Source organism: Shewanella sp. SG44-6, from assembly GCF_014164185.1.
Lineage (GTDB): Bacteria > Pseudomonadota > Gammaproteobacteria > Enterobacterales > Shewanellaceae > Shewanella > Shewanella vesiculosa.
On sequence record NZ_JACJER010000117.1, the window covers coordinates 1 to 14,356 of the forward strand.

The window sequence follows — 14,356 nt, forward strand, 5'->3', positions numbered from 1 at the left end:
GTTGGTTTATAAGTTTGATCGATTAATTAACATGCTAATTGATTGTTTTAATTTTGATTTTTTTTCTATTTACCCGCAAGATTAGGGTAATTAACGAAAAGGTATTAATACGATGAATTTATAAACCAACTAATCAATTGATAATCAATACATTTTTATAAAAACAAACATTATTTTTATCAATAACTAAATTCCACTGTTTGCTCACAAAAATAATAATTTAGGCTTAAGTTTTTTGATAAAATCACTATAATTTCGCCACATTAAATGGATATATGATACTAGGATAGACAATGATTGGATTATTGCGACGCTTAACCATTTTAAAGCGCTTATTTATAATGCTAGCTTTGGCCGCTGTCGGCACAGTCGTTTTTGGCTCTTTTTCAATAAAGGAACAATACAATCATTTAATCGAGGAGCAATTCAAGCAGGTTACTGGCCAAGTGACCTTGTTAAATAGCACACTTGATGCATTCAAGCTCGCAGATCCTAATACCAGTGTCCAAGCAATCACTCAGTTTGCCAGCGACATTAAGGTATCTGAAGATCAAGCTTTTATCATTATTGATAATCAAAATAATATTATTGTTAATCCACTAAATCCTGACTCAATCAATAAGCCAATCAGTAATTTAGGGGCCGTTGATGGAGCAAGATCTTACCAACAGCTTATTAGCACAGCTAAACAACAGCAAACTGCTCAGGCACAATTTGAGATAATTAATCAACAAAATCAATCTCAAACCGTATTAGCCGCAGCAAAGTATTATCCGGCAATGAATTGGATCATTATCACTCAAGTTAACGTCAACAGTGTTAATAACAGCATGACGGGAATTATCATTGATTATTTCATTATTATGATGATTATTTCGGTGCCTATTTTTGGGTTCTTTTTATTACTTAACCACTCAATTACCCAGCCACTGAACGTGACAATTGATGCCATGGAGCAAATTGCTAAAGGTGAAGGTGACTTGACCCAGCGCTTGTCAACTGAAGGTAATGATGAAGTGGCCAAATTAGCACATGGGTTTAATCAATTTGTGATTAAAATTGCCAATATGGTTGCAACGCTACAACCGCTTGGAAATACCTTAAATAATGAAGCGGTGCATTTGTTAGACACGGTTAACATGTCCAATCAAAGTGCTAACCAAGTGCACAGTGAAACCCAAAGTGTTGCTGCGGCAATTAATCAGATGTTATCCACTAGCCAAGAAATGGCTCGTAACACTCAGGATGCGGCTGACGGTGCAACAAATGTGAAGCATCAAGCCAAACAAAACCAACAATTAATGCAGCAAACCGTTGCACAAACAGAAAGTTTGGTTAATGAATTACATCAAGCAGAAACGGTATCGTTAACCTTGAGCCAATCATCTGCTGAAATTGGCAGTATTCTTGATGTGATTGGCAGTATTGCCGATCAAACTAATCTGCTGGCACTTAATGCTGCCATTGAAGCGGCACGAGCAGGTGAACATGGTCGAGGTTTTGCTGTAGTAGCAGACGAAGTGCGAGCGCTCGCAAATAGAACGCAATCCTCAACAAATGAAATTAATCACATTATTAGTGAAATTCAGACTGGTATTCAATCGGTTATTCAGAGTATTACCAGCACACAACAGCAGTCTGCCCAGTTACAATCAAAAGCGATGCAGTCTAGTGATGCCATTAGCGAAATTTTAGCGTTAATTGATAATATCAGCAGCATGACAGCACAACTGGCCAGTGCTACAGAAGAGCAAGCATTAGTCACCGAAGACATTAATGTCAACGTCAGTACTATCTCAGAACTCACCGAACAGTCATTAATGGCAAATGAAACCCACAGCCACGCAGCGCAATCATTACAGACTATTAGTGTCGACATGAGCCAAACCTTAGGTCAGTTCAAAATCTAGTCCCTTTCACTCTTGCTGCCAGTCGAGTAAATCACTGGCAGCCTCAGAGCACATCTAATTGTCCAGCTTAATGGTGTAATATCGAAACAGCTAAAGACTTTGCGCCGAGCATCACTTTTAGCGCTGATCACTTTAGGGTATATTATGGCCATCAGATTAAATGCCTAAACACTTCAACTCAAATATGGCCTAAGCTAAATCGTATTTTTAGTCAGTCTATTTGAATGGTTTAGTTAAATGAGTATTTAGTTGTCATTCGTTACTGAGTATTTTATCTATGTATCAAAAAACGGTCACCATTGTTGCTCCTCATGGTATTCATACACGTCCTGCGGCTTTGTTAGTCAAAGAAGCCAAAGCATTTGCTTGTGACGTTATGGTAGAGTGCAATGGCAAACAAGCCAGTGCCAAAAGTTTGTTTAAGTTACAAACATTAGGCCTATACCAAGGTGTATCTGTCACGGTATTTGCTTCTGGTGAGCATGAACAAGCGGCGGTTGATAAAATTGCCTCACTGCTCGTTACGCTTAGCTAATTAGGACAACTTAATGTCAATCAATGGAATCGTTGTTTCTGCTGGTATCGCTTTTGGTAAAGCACTGACTATCACCAATCAACTGCCGCCACTTGATTTTAAACTGCTTTCTATTGAACAAATTGACGATCAGCAGCAAAAATTAACGCAAGCTATTCATCAGCTTATTGCTCATTTACAACACTGCCAACATCATCTGTGTCCTGAGTGTGATCATTTTCAACTGATTGATAGTGATATTATCCTGCTTGAAGACGAGGAGCTGCAGCAACAACTGCATCAACATATTCACCAATTTAGAGTATGTGCTGCGGTGGCGGTTGATCGTATATTTAATCAACATGCTGTAGAAATGTCAGCATTAGACGACCCATATTTAGCAAATCGTAGCATTGATATTATTTGTTTAGCCAAGCGCCTCACCAGTGCGTTACATGGACATTTACAGTGGGACTTATCCGCTCTCACCGAAGACACCATATTACTGGCTGATGATTTAACCCCTGCTGAATTTGCGATATTACCATTAACCCACATTACCGGACTGATCCTCGAATCAGGCGGGCTAACCAGCCATACCGCAATTTTGGCGCGTGCAGCAGGTATTCCTGCATTGCTTAATTACCAATTTTCGCAAACCAAAGATGTCATTGAAGATGGAGCACAACTGGTTTTAGATGGCATGTCAGGCGAGTTACATGTTGCACCTTCAACGGAAGTTTTTGAACAATTAAAACAAAAACAACAACAAGAAGTAGTCCGTCGCCAAGCCTTGATGATTTACAAAGATAGACCCAGTCAAACTCGTGATGGCCATCAAGTCACTTTACTTGCAAATGTGGGTAACTTAAGCGAAATATCTCACATCACTGATGTAGGGGCTCAAGGCATTGGTTTGTTTCGCACCGAATTTTTACTAATGAATGCCAAAGCACTGCCAGATGAGCAACAACAATATAAACTTTATAGTGATGCCCTTCACAGCTTACAAGGTGAAGTACTGACCATTCGAACCTTTGATATTGGCGCCGATAAAGAAATTCCTTGCTTGCCGCAAACCAATGAAGATAACCCTGCCCTTGGCATTCGGGGTATTCGCTATAGTTTGGCGCACCCAGCAACCTTCATCACTCAAATAAAAGCGATACTGAGGGCTGCAAATCATGGCCAAGTTCGATTAATGTTCCCCATGGTCAGTCAAGTCGAAGAACTTGACGCCGCGTTCTTATTAATTGAACGTGCTAAACAAGAATTAAATCAGCAAGAAAAAGGCTTCGGAACACTGAGCTATGGTATTGTGGTTGAAACCCCTGCTGCTGTATTTAATTTACCCAGCATGTTGCCAATGCTTGATTTTGTCAGTATTGGTACAAATGATTTAACTCAATATACCTTAGCGGCCGATCGCACCAATCCGAATTTAGCCAAACAATACCCTCCATTATCGCCAGCTGTGATCCAGCTGATTTCTATGACAGTAAGTCACTGTAAACAGGCTCAGGTTAAGGTATCTTTATGTGGTGAACTTGGCAGCGACCCACAAGTCTTACCTTTATTAGTCGGACTCGGTCTTGATGAATTGAGTATCAATCCGGCCAATTTATTAGACGTGAAAGTGGCATTAATCGAGGGTAATTACAGTCATTTTGTTCACCATGCACAACACATCACACAGTTAACTCGCATTACTGATATTCGTAAAGCCATTAACGCTTTTGCACAAGATTGCGTTTAATCACACAAATAATGTTGGTAAAGTGAGTATAGCCGTTTACAATTAACCGCATAAAAATATTAATAAAAGGGGCTAGTTCTTATGGGATTTTTAAGCCGCATTCGACGACTGATTTCAGGCCAACCACCGCTAACGGGTGGTATTGCCATTTATGCACCTGTATCGGGTGAGATTGTCGCAATCGAAAAAGTACCTGACGTGGTATTTGCAGAAAAAATTGTTGGTGATGGTATTGCTATCGACCCTAAGGGCGAATTTATTGTTGCCCCAATTGATGGCACTATTGGTAAAATTTTCGAGACTAATCATGCGTTTAGCATTGAATCACCACAAGGGCTTGAATTGTTTGTCCATTTTGGTGTTGGCACCGTTGAGCTTAGGGGCAATGGTTTTAAACGTTTGGCCGAAGAAGGCCAACAAGTTAAAGCAGGTGAAGCAATCTTATCTTTTGATTTAGCCTATTTACGTGGCAAGGTCGACAGCCTGCTGACCCCAGTGGTACTGGCTAATATGGAAGATGTTAAACAACTCGATAAAGCCCAAGGTAGTGTAGTTGCTGGTAAAGATGTTATTTTTACCGTACAAATGTAACATCAAATTGGCTCGTTCTATTTAACAACCCTGTTCAATAGTTGTCGTAAACATTCTCTTCACAATAATATGCAACCTTCACCTTAAGCGATCGTAGGTTGCATATTATGAAATCTTTTCAAAACAGCTTCTTCGGCTTGTTCAAGCCGCCCCACAATGCCACAATGTTGCTAATATCCAGTTTGCACTAGGCTGTCTTCAAAGCTCATTTTGAGAGCTAAAGCTTAACGTCACAACCCAATAGACATTAATGGAGTATTCTTTTGACTTTATATGGCATAAAAAATTGCGATACAGTTCGTAAGGCGCGCAAATGGCTTGAAGCCGAAAAGATTGATTACACGTTTCACGATTTTCGTGAAGATGGCCTGAGTGAAACAACCGTTGCACAGTGGGCTAATATTGCGGGTTGGGAAACGCTATTTAATAAGCGCAGCACCAGTTTTCGTGGGTTAACTGACGCCGAAAAAACGGATATTTGCCAAGACAAAGCCATCGCCTTAATGGTGCAATATCCAACGTTGGTAAAGCGCCCTGTGTTAGTTAATGATGATAAAATACTGATTGGCTTTAACGTCGCAGAATACCAAGCGTGGTTTGCATAATGAATAACGATGTAGTTGAATTAGCAAAAGATCTGATTTCACGTCCCTCGGTAACACCACTGGATGAAGGTTGCCAAACCCTGATGGCCAAGCGTCTTGCTGCCATTGGTTTTAATATTGAACCTATGGTCTTTGAAGACACCACTAACATGTGGGCAAGACGAGGAAACAGCGATCCTGTATTTTGCTTTGCCGGCCATACCGATGTCGTCCCCACTGGCGACCTGAACCGCTGGCATACACCGCCATTTGAGCCGACCATCATAGATAACTATTTACATGGCCGCGGCGCGGCAGACATGAAAGGCTCGTTAGCTGCAATGATTGTGGCAACTGAACGCTTTATTGCTAAGCATCCCGACCATAATGGTTCTATCGCGTATTTAATTACCAGTGACGAAGAAGGTCCGTTTATCAATGGTACCACCCGCGTGATTGATACCCTTGAAGCTCGTAATGAAAAAATGACTTGGGCGTTAGTTGGCGAACCCTCTTCTACCCATAAGTTAGGTGATGTGGTTAAAAATGGCCGCCGTGGAAGCTTAACCGGTAATTTGACCGTTAATGGTATTCAAGGTCATGTCGCTTACCCTCACCTTGCAGACAACCCAATTCATAAGGCGGTTCCTGCACTAACAGAACTGGCGCAAATGCATTGGGACAGTGGTAATGAATTTTTCCCCCCAACCAGTTTTCAGATTGCTAACATTAATGGGGGTACGGGTGCGTCAAATGTGATCCCAGGCGATTTACAAGTCATGTTTAACTTCCGTTACTCCACAGAAGTCACAGCAGAAGAGCTGATCCAACGAGTGGTGAGTATTCTTGATGCCCATGGCTTAGATTATGATATCAATTGGATTTTTAATGGACTACCGTTTCTAACCGGAGATGGCCCACTGCTTGACGCCACACGCGAAGCCATTCGAGAAGTGACTGGTTATGAAACCGATCCACAAACCTCTGGTGGTACTTCAGATGGACGCTTTATTGCACCAACTGGCGCCCAAGTGCTGGAGCTAGGCCCAGTAAACGCCACTATTCATAAAGTTAACGAGTGTGTCAACGTGGCTGACTTAGAGATATTAGCCAATTGCTATGAGCGTATTTTGGAAAAACTCTTGTGCAAATAAAGCCCCAATCGCCTTTAATCGATATCCCTAGCGAACACGCTAAGCTATACGGTTTAGGCGATCATCATTTGGTCTCTATTGGGCAGTATTTACTAGAGCAGCGAACTGCAACTGCATTTAAACAGCTGCAGGTCGCGGCATCAATAGCTGGATTTGATGTCCAGATATGCTCGGCATATCGGCCGTTTGATCGTCAATTGAACATTTGGAATGCCAAAGCCAATGGTCAAAGGCCGTTGCTAGATAACACCTCAACCCCTGTGGTATTCAATAGTCTTTCACCACAACAACTGATTGATACTATTTTGATATGGTCTGCATTACCAGGGGCGTCACGACACCACTGGGGCACTGACCTCGATATATATGATGCCAATGGTATTAGCCAACAATCATTACAATTAGTCACCGCAGAATACACAAACGACGGCCCTTGCGCCCCGCTGCATCGCTGGCTCAAGTTACACGCAGGCGAATTTGGATTTTACTTTCCATATCAAGCCAATTTAAGCGGTGTCAGTCCTGAACCTTGGCACATGAGTTATTATCCTGTGGCAAATGAATTATTAGTTGAATTTAGCGCACTGGAATTAGCAAAAGTATTGTCTGCTGCAGAAATATCATTAAAATTACCGCTACTTGAACGACTAACTGAGTTAGTTGATCATTATGTTTTCTTTGTTGCGCCTTCTCCGACGTAATGTCTGCGCGCACAGCCCCTTTATATGAGTCTGTTATGTCCACTTTAATGCCCCATAAAATGATTGATAATCAACCTCTGTATTACGTGGATCAAGGCCATGGGCCTGTGGTTATTTTTTGCCATGGTTTACTCGCCTCCAGTGCCATGTGGCAAGGACAAATTGATAAACTATCGTCACAATATCGTTGTATCGCCATCGACTTTTGGGGCCATGGTCAAACAACCACAGTCCCTGACAATACCCAAAACCTACAAGATGTGGCCCAGCAGGTATTAACCTTAATGGATATGCTTGATATTGGATCGGCCGCCATCATAGGTCATGGTAGTGGCGGCGCGATTGCTGCAGAAGTTATTTTACAAGCACCTGCTCGTATCCATGGGTTAGTGATGTTGAACAGTTTTGTCGGATTCGAGCCACAAGTTAACTGCATCAAATACCAAGGACTCATGGCAAAAATTGCCAATGAACAAACGATCTCAGCTGAACTTGCACAAACTATTAGCGGGTTATTTTTCAGTAAAGAGATCCAGCAATTGAGTCAACAAGATGCTAACCTTAGTACTGTAGTGGCGCAATTCAATACACAACTAACCACTTATTCAAGCGCACAACTTGCGGTATTACTTAACATGGCTAACATGGCTATCTTTAAACGCGATACCTTAGAATATGTTGAGTTACTGACTTTACCCACATTAATCGCAGTTGGCTTAAGTGGCTATTTGCGTACCGCATTGGAAAGTTATTTAATGCATGATTCTATCGATGGCAGTCAATTATTGCACATTGAACAAGCGGGTCATTTTGCTAACATCGAAAAGCCAGCCATTTTCAATCAGCATCTTATTGATTTTTTGAGTAAAGTTAATTTTAATTAATCACATCAATGGATAGACCAGATCGATAGGCATTGCTGATATACTCGTAACAAAATGACATATAGCCTGTAATGACTTACAGGTTTAAAAACGACCTAATTCGAGCATCAATGAAACTTCTTAAACCATTATTTGATAATAATCGCCGTTGGGCAGAACGGATCAGTAGAGAAGATCCTACCTTTTTTGCTCAACTGGCAAAGCAACAAAACCCAGAGTACTTGTGGATTGGATGCTCAGATAGCCGTGTGCCATCAAACCAAATTATCGACCTCCTGCCCGGTGAAGTATTTGTTCACCGTAACATTGCTAACATGGTTATTCACACTGATTTAAATTGCTTATCTGTATTGCAATATGCTGTTGATGTGCTGAAAGTAAAGCACATAATGGTTGTTGGTCATTACGGCTGCGGTGGTGTTAGGGCTGCAATGAATAAAGAACGATTAGGTTTAATTGACAATTGGCTTGGTCATTTACGCGACATATACCGTATTCATCAAGACGACCTTGAATCAATGACTGAGCAACAACGTTTTGATCGTCTGTGTGAGCTTAATGTCATCGAACAAGTGTCAAATGTGGTATCGACTAATATCGTTCAAGAAGCCTGGGATCGTGGTCAAGAAGTCGCAATACACGGTTGGATTTATGGGATTGATAACGGATTGCTTACTGATTTAGACGTGACCATTGACCGTACAAATGGCCGTGTTAATGGGCAAAATCTAGCATAACTGTTTAATCTATCTTCATCTGCTGTTTTAATTGGCCTGTTATTTAGCAGGCCTTTGTTTATTGTTATTAAAAATATGCAATAAAAGTCGCGAACCACTACTGAAGAACGTTATAATCAAGCCGTTTATTTAGCGCTACTATGCGCAGAATTTTTAGGAGATGATTTCCATGCCTGGTTTTGAATTATTTGGTCCTGAGGAAAAGCAGGAAGTTGCTGATGTAATGGAGAACGGTTTTACCTTCCGTTATAACTTCGACCATATGCGCAATGATCGCTGGAAAACCCGCGACATGGAGCAACTACTTTGCGAAAAGATGAACGTAAAACACGCTCATTTAGTATCAAGTGGTACTGCTGCATTACAAACTGCAATGGCAGCAGCAGGCGTTGGTGCTGGTGATGAAGTTATTGTGCCTCCATTTACCTTTGTCGCCTCTGTTGAAGCCGTGTTTATGGCCGGTGCTGTGCCTATTTTTGCTGAAATTGACGAAACATTATGTTTATCTCCAGAGGGCATTGAAGCCGTTATCACACCACGAACCAAGGCAATAAACCTTGTTCATATGTGCGGCTCTATGGCGAAAATGGACGAAATCAAAGCCGTGTGTAAGAAGCACAACTTAGTGATTTTAGAAGACGCATGTCAAGCTATCGGCGGCAGTTATAAAGGTCAAGCATTAGGTACAATTGGTGATGTGGGTTGTTACTCTTTTGACTCAGTCAAAACCATCACCTGTGGTGAAGGTGGCGCAATTGTCACTAACAACAGCGATATTTATAACCATTCACACATGTTTTCTGACCATGGTCATGACCACGTCGGCAGTGATCGTGGTGCAGAATCACATCCTATTATGGGGTTGAATTTCCGTATTTCTGAAATGAATGCAGCCATGGGTTTAGCGCAATTACGTAAGCTTGATAAAATCATTGCCATTCAGCGTAAAAACAAAAAAACCATCAAAGATGCTATGGCTTCTATTGCCGAAATCACTTTCCGTGAAATTCCTGATCCTGAAGGCGATTCAGCTGGCTTCTTAACATTTATGATGCCAACAGAAGCGCGTACCCAAGAAATTAACCAAAAGCTGGCTGCCAACAAAGTTGATGGCTGTTTTTACTGGTATGTTAACAACTGGCATTACCTTAAAAACTGGAAGCACATCCAAGAACTCAAAGCACCGGCGGCGTTACCGATCATGCTAATTGCTGATCGCCCAGATTATACTAAGGTGCTGACACCTAAGTCTGACGCTATCATGAGCCGCACAATTTCTATGCTGATCAAGTTATCTTGGACAGATGAGCAAATTGCTGAGCGTATTGAAAACATCAAACGTGCTTTTGCCTAGTCTAAACACCTCTGAGCCTGTAAGGGCTCAGAGCACTTTTTACAGTACTTATCTCAATGGAGACTGTTGTAATGAGTTTTAAAAATTTTAAATGCGTACCAAAAATGATTTTCGGCCGTGGCTCATTCGTGCAACTTGATGTTGTACTAGGTCAAGAACGCAAAGAAGCTAACGATTTTGTGGTCTTTTTAGTTGATGATGTTCACCAAGGTAAGCCACTGGCTGACCGCGTACCAACTAAAGCACACGACTTACTGATTTACGTAAACGTAGATGAAGAGCCCACCACCGAACAAGTTGATGGATTAACGGCTCAAGTTAAAGCCTTTAACACGACATTGCCTGTAAGCGTAGTCGGTTTAGGTGGCGGTTCAACCATGGATTTAGCTAAAGCGGTATCGTTAATGCTAACTAACCCAGGCAGTTCTTCAGAATACCAAGGTTGGGATTTAATTAAAAATCCTGCTGTACACCATATTGGCATTCCAACAGTCTCTGGTACGGGGGCTGAAGCATCTCGTACAGCAGTATTGTGCGGCCCGGTGCGTAAACTCGGACTAAACTCTGACTACACTGTATTTGATCAAATCATTATGGACTCTGAACTTATTGCCGGAGTACCGACTGATCAATGGTTCTATACTGGTATGGATTGCTTTATCCATTGTGTTGAATCATTACAGGGGACTTATTTAAATGAGTTCGCTAAAGCATTCGCTGAAAAATCGATGGATTTATGCCGTCAGGTGTTCTTAGACGACCACGCAGAAAAAGATGACAAGCTAATGATGGCATCTTATATGGGCGGTATGAGCATTGCTTATAGTCAAGTGGGGGCATGTCATGCGGTGTCTTACGGCTTAGGTTATGTGCTGGGCTATCATCACGGCATTGGTAACTGTTTAGCTTTTAATGTGTTAGAAGAATTCTACCCAGAAGGCGTAACTGAATTCCGTAAAATGATGAAAATTCATAACATCACTTTACCTAAAAACATCTGTAAAGACTTACCGGATGAGACTATCGCTAAGATGGTTGCTGTGACCAAGAGCATGGGCCCACTTTGGGACAACGTGTATGGTAAAGGCTGGGAAGAAAAAGTTACCGACGAAATGCTGACTAAGTTGTTCCGTCGTATATAATACACGATAGATTCAATCATAAAGGGCTCTTATGAGCCCTTTTATTTATTGTCTACACCATAATCACTACACAAATAGGTCATATTAATGAACGTTACTCTATTAATCCCGGCACGTTATGGTTCAAGCCGTTTCCCGGGCAAGCCGCTGGCCCCGATTAATGGTAAACCCATGATCCAACATGTTTACGAACGTGCTTCTTTAGCCAAAGGTGTCGATAATATTTATGTTGCCACTGATGATGACCGCATTAAACACGCGGTAGAATCTTTTGGCGGTAAAGTTGTTATGACTAGCCCTGAAGCTGCTTCTGGAACCGATCGTATTAATGATGCTATTGAGCAACTGGGTCTTAGCGATGACGATTTAGTGATTAATTTACAAGGTGATCAGCCACTGATTGATCCTATCTCAATTGAGCAAATCATTAGCCTATTTGAACGTCATCCTGGTGAGTTTGAAATGGCGACGTTAGGATTTGAAATTGTCGATAAAAGAGAACTAGATGACCCAATGCACGTTAAAATGGTCTTTGATAATGACTATAATGCATTGTATTTCTCACGGGCCCGGATTCCTTTTGGCCGTGATACCAACGACTACCCTGTCTATAAACACTTAGGTGTTTATGCTTACACAAAACGTTTTGTGAATGCCTTTGCTAAGTTACCTTTAGGTAGACTTGAAGATCTGGAAAAATTAGAGCAGCTTCGCGCTCTTGAATACGGCCATAAAATTAAAATTGCTATCAGCGCATTTGACTCACCAGAAGTTGATACCCCTGAAGATATTCGCAAATGCGAATTGCGCTTAGCTGTCGACTAACTAACATGTGTTAACCTAGTCTGAGTACTAAAGCAATAAGGCGATAATACTAAGGTTAAACAGGAGTTTTCCATGAGTTTAGAAGGTTATGAAGTATGGCTAATTATTATTTTAGTCATCGGGATTATCGCGAGTAATATTGCAGTATTAAAATATTCAGCCAAATTTAAGATGCCTCAGTTTGGAGCACAAAAAGACAGCACCGATAAAACCGCACCTAAAGACAGCTCACAACAAGCAACTGATAAACTTAATCAACGACCTTCTAGCGAAGACGATAAAGACAGTAAAGATAAGCCCCTATAGTGCGAGTACAATAACGTCATCTAAGCGCGGTTTTCCTGCAACACATACTGCTATTTTCATCGTTCATCAGCACAGCGTATTTAGTCCATAAAAAAAGCTAACACCATAACGGGTTAGCTTTTTTTATCACTCAATTGAGGATCTTCAGGGATTATTCACTGTCGAACGAGACTCGTTGTTGCTGTTGGTTATTGGGCCAAGCATTGATGACCGCTTTAACTAATGATGCCAGCGGTATTGCAAAGAACACGCCCCATACCCCCCATAAGCCACCGAAGACTAATACAGCCGCAATGATCATTACCGGATGTAAATCAACGGCATCAGAGAACAATAACGGTACCAAAACATTACCGTCCAACGCCTGAATAATGCCATAACCTAACATTAAATAACCAAATTCAGCACTAAAGCCCCATTGGAAAAATGCCACTAACGCAATCGGTAAGGTCACTAATGTTGCCCCGACATAAGGGATCAACACAGATAATCCGGTCAACACGCCAAGTAACGCAGAATAACTTAGCCCCATAATCGCAAAGAAAATATAACTGGCTACGCCAACAATAACAATTTCAATTACTTTGCCACGAATATAGTTAAAAATTTGCTGATCCATTTCAAACCACACTTTTCGCGCTAAACCGCGGTTAGTGGGGAAAAACCGTTTACTACCATTTATCAAATAATCTTTATCTTTCAAAAAGAAAAATACCAACAATGGTACTAAAATGGCGTACACCATTAACACCAGTAATGACGCTGAATAACCAAGAATTTGTTTACCTAAATCAATAATATGCTGCGTATCGAGCATCTTTTTGATTTCTTCCATCATTGAATCAAGCTGCGGAGCACTGATAAATTGAGGGTAATCGGCACTAAATTCTCTAACCAGTAACATACCCTTATCGATCATAGAAGGTAAATCAGTTACCAATGACACCCCTTGGCGCCATATACTGGGCACTAAACCAAACATCAAAATAATCATTAAGCCTAAAAACACCACCAAGACGATTGATGCCGCCATCGTTCTGCTTATTCCCAATCGCGACATTTGTGCTACTGGCCATTCAAGTAAAAAGGCTAGTACCAAAGCAACGAGCAATGGCGCAAGCAGACCAGAACCAAAGTATAATGCCAAACCAATTCCCACAATAATAAACACTAAGGTGATGGCTTGCGGGTCACTAAAACGGGTTTTGCACCAATCAGTTAAAAATTCCAGCATTGAAGAACCTTATATATACAATTTCAATTTGTTTTGGTGATGATAAATGATAAACAGTGCGGTTGATCAGCAATGATTTCAATATCAAAACCCATTTTTTTTATCAACAAGGGAACATCTCGGCGTGAACCGGGGTCTGATAACAGTACATGTAATTTTTCATCTACATCCATGTGCCTCAGTAAAAGTTTTACTTTTACCAAAGGATAGGGACAAACATAAGGTGTTAAATCAATTAAAATCATTATCAACTTGCTTTAAACAATCTAGGGCTATTATCCTAGCTTGAACAATAAACCACAAGCAATGTAACTTAAGCAAACTTGTTGGTTAAGCTTAAATTTTCAATTCAATCATCATTAAAGGTTTCGCTTGAGCAAATTATCATTATCGACCTTTTCAAAAACACTGGCCGCGAGCGCAATTAGCGTTCTATTTGCCGCCAGTATTGGCCACAGTTTTGCCAATAATGATCTTCCAGATCTGGGTACGGCTGCAGTTAATACCTTTAGTTTAGAAAAAGAAACCGTTTACGGTGACGCATACATGCGGGTTATTCGTTCTTCTGCCCCCGTATTAAGTGATCCGGTGCTAAGTCAGTATTTATCAGAACTGGGCAATAAGCTGGTTGCTAATGCTACAGGAGTCAAAACACCGTTTTATT

At 41.1% G+C, this 14,356-nt stretch carries 15 protein-coding genes and 1 pseudogene; 14 read left to right on the forward strand and 2 right to left on the reverse strand.

The window, feature by feature from the left end; all coding sequences use genetic code 11:
- The first annotated feature begins 293 nt into the window (after positions 1 to 293).
- The 13 genes from H5185_RS17240 (at position 294) to H5185_RS17300 (ending at position 12,458) form a co-directional block, all read left to right on the forward strand.
- Complete coding sequence (locus H5185_RS17240) at positions 294 to 1,910, forward strand: methyl-accepting chemotaxis protein (RefSeq protein WP_182742706.1); 1,617 nt, start codon at positions 294 to 296, stop codon at positions 1,908 to 1,910.
- 277 nt (positions 1,911 to 2,187) lie between these two features.
- Positions 2,188 to 2,445, forward strand: coding sequence for an HPr family phosphocarrier protein (locus tag H5185_RS17245; protein ID WP_124015930.1), 258 nt, complete (start codon positions 2,188 to 2,190; stop codon positions 2,443 to 2,445).
- 13 nt (positions 2,446 to 2,458) lie between these two features.
- Entirely contained in the window at positions 2,459 to 4,180 is a 1,722-nt protein-coding gene (ptsP, locus tag H5185_RS17250; protein ID WP_182722793.1) for a phosphoenolpyruvate--protein phosphotransferase, read from the forward strand.
- A gap of 81 nt (positions 4,181 to 4,261) precedes the next feature.
- Positions 4,262 to 4,771, forward strand: coding sequence for a PTS glucose transporter subunit IIA (gene crr, locus H5185_RS17255; RefSeq protein ID WP_182722792.1), 510 nt, complete (start codon positions 4,262 to 4,264; stop codon positions 4,769 to 4,771).
- A gap of 263 nt (positions 4,772 to 5,034) precedes the next feature.
- Positions 5,035 to 5,376 carry an ArsC family reductase gene (locus tag H5185_RS17260; RefSeq protein WP_182697174.1) on the forward strand — a complete coding sequence of 114 codons (342 nt, stop codon included), beginning with the start codon at positions 5,035 to 5,037 and terminating at the stop codon, positions 5,374 to 5,376.
- Positions 5,376 to 6,509 carry a succinyl-diaminopimelate desuccinylase gene (dapE, locus tag H5185_RS17265; RefSeq protein ID WP_182742707.1) on the forward strand — a complete coding sequence of 378 codons (1,134 nt, stop codon included), beginning with the start codon at positions 5,376 to 5,378 and terminating at the stop codon, positions 6,507 to 6,509. The genes H5185_RS17260 and dapE overlap by 1 nt, the downstream gene beginning before the upstream one ends.
- On the forward strand, positions 6,500 to 7,210 hold the full coding sequence (locus H5185_RS17270; protein ID WP_310741675.1) for a M15 family metallopeptidase: 711 nt from the start codon (positions 6,500 to 6,502) through the stop codon (positions 7,208 to 7,210). The genes dapE and H5185_RS17270 overlap by 10 nt, the downstream gene beginning before the upstream one ends.
- Positions 7,211 to 7,245: 35 nt before the next feature.
- Positions 7,246 to 8,094 carry an alpha/beta fold hydrolase gene (locus tag H5185_RS17275; RefSeq protein WP_182722790.1) on the forward strand — a complete coding sequence of 283 codons (849 nt, stop codon included), beginning with the start codon at positions 7,246 to 7,248 and terminating at the stop codon, positions 8,092 to 8,094.
- A 110-nt stretch (positions 8,095 to 8,204) separates the two neighbouring features.
- A complete protein-coding gene (can, locus tag H5185_RS17280) occupies positions 8,205 to 8,831 on the forward strand; it encodes a carbonate dehydratase (protein WP_124015924.1) in 627 nt (208 codons plus the stop codon).
- A 169-nt stretch (positions 8,832 to 9,000) separates the two neighbouring features.
- Positions 9,001 to 10,185: an 8-amino-3,8-dideoxy-alpha-D-manno-octulosonate transaminase KdnA gene (gene kdnA / locus H5185_RS17285; protein WP_124015923.1), complete on the forward strand. Its 1,185-nt coding sequence runs from the start codon at positions 9,001 to 9,003 to the stop codon at positions 10,183 to 10,185.
- A gap of 71 nt (positions 10,186 to 10,256) precedes the next feature.
- Positions 10,257 to 11,327 (forward strand): 3-deoxy-alpha-D-manno-octulosonate 8-oxidase KdnB, encoded by a 1,071-nt coding sequence (gene kdnB, locus H5185_RS17290; protein ID WP_182722789.1) that lies wholly within the window; start codon positions 10,257 to 10,259, stop codon positions 11,325 to 11,327.
- An 87-nt stretch (positions 11,328 to 11,414) separates the two neighbouring features.
- Entirely contained in the window at positions 11,415 to 12,152 is a 738-nt protein-coding gene (gene kdsB / locus H5185_RS17295; RefSeq protein WP_124015921.1) for an 8-amino-3,8-dideoxy-manno-octulosonate cytidylyltransferase KdsB, read from the forward strand.
- 72 nt (positions 12,153 to 12,224) lie between these two features.
- Positions 12,225 to 12,458: a DUF2897 family protein gene (locus tag H5185_RS17300; RefSeq protein ID WP_182742708.1), complete on the forward strand. Its 234-nt coding sequence runs from the start codon at positions 12,225 to 12,227 to the stop codon at positions 12,456 to 12,458.
- Between the two features lie 151 nt (positions 12,459 to 12,609).
- On the opposite strand, the gene H5185_RS17305 is transcribed toward H5185_RS17300, so the two are convergent.
- Together H5185_RS17305 and H5185_RS17310 are read right to left on the reverse strand one after the other, a co-directional pair.
- Positions 12,610 to 13,692, reverse strand: a complete 1,083-nt coding sequence (locus H5185_RS17305; protein ID WP_124015919.1) for an AI-2E family transporter — start codon at positions 13,690 to 13,692, stop codon at positions 12,610 to 12,612.
- 23 nt (positions 13,693 to 13,715) lie between these two features.
- Positions 13,716 to 13,937 carry a sulfurtransferase TusA family protein gene (locus tag H5185_RS17310; RefSeq protein WP_124015918.1) on the reverse strand — a complete coding sequence of 74 codons (222 nt, stop codon included), beginning with the start codon at positions 13,935 to 13,937 and terminating at the stop codon, positions 13,716 to 13,718.
- A 163-nt stretch (positions 13,938 to 14,100) separates the two neighbouring features.
- Here H5185_RS17310 and H5185_RS17315 point away from each other — a divergent pair.
- A pseudogene (locus tag H5185_RS17315) lies at positions 14,101 to 14,356 on the forward strand (M48 family peptidase); the annotation flags it as partial.

Bases quoted from the DNA above. Each gene is read 5' to 3' on its own strand.
- H5185_RS17240 (WP_182742706.1), top strand. From the start codon at position 294: ATGATTGGATTATTGCGACGCTTAACCATTTTAAAGCGCTTATTTATA.
- H5185_RS17245 (WP_124015930.1), top strand. From the start codon at position 2,188: ATGTATCAAAAAACGGTCACCATTGTTGCTCCTCATGGTATTCATACA.
- ptsP (WP_182722793.1), top strand. From the start codon at position 2,459: ATGTCAATCAATGGAATCGTTGTTTCTGCTGGTATCGCTTTTGGTAAA.
- crr (WP_182722792.1), top strand. From the start codon at position 4,262: ATGGGATTTTTAAGCCGCATTCGACGACTGATTTCAGGCCAACCACCG.
- dapE (WP_182742707.1), top strand. From the start codon at position 5,376: ATGAATAACGATGTAGTTGAATTAGCAAAAGATCTGATTTCACGTCCC.
- H5185_RS17275 (WP_182722790.1), top strand. From the start codon at position 7,246: ATGTCCACTTTAATGCCCCATAAAATGATTGATAATCAACCTCTGTAT.
- can (WP_124015924.1), top strand. From the start codon at position 8,205: ATGAAACTTCTTAAACCATTATTTGATAATAATCGCCGTTGGGCAGAA.
- kdnA (WP_124015923.1), top strand. From the start codon at position 9,001: ATGCCTGGTTTTGAATTATTTGGTCCTGAGGAAAAGCAGGAAGTTGCT.
- kdnB (WP_182722789.1), top strand. From the start codon at position 10,257: ATGAGTTTTAAAAATTTTAAATGCGTACCAAAAATGATTTTCGGCCGT.
- kdsB (WP_124015921.1), top strand. From the start codon at position 11,415: ATGAACGTTACTCTATTAATCCCGGCACGTTATGGTTCAAGCCGTTTC.
- H5185_RS17300 (WP_182742708.1), top strand. From the start codon at position 12,225: ATGAGTTTAGAAGGTTATGAAGTATGGCTAATTATTATTTTAGTCATC.
- H5185_RS17305 (WP_124015919.1), bottom strand. From the start codon at position 13,692: ATGCTGGAATTTTTAACTGATTGGTGCAAAACCCGTTTTAGTGACCCG.
- H5185_RS17310 (WP_124015918.1), bottom strand. From the start codon at position 13,937: ATGATTTTAATTGATTTAACACCTTATGTTTGTCCCTATCCTTTGGTA.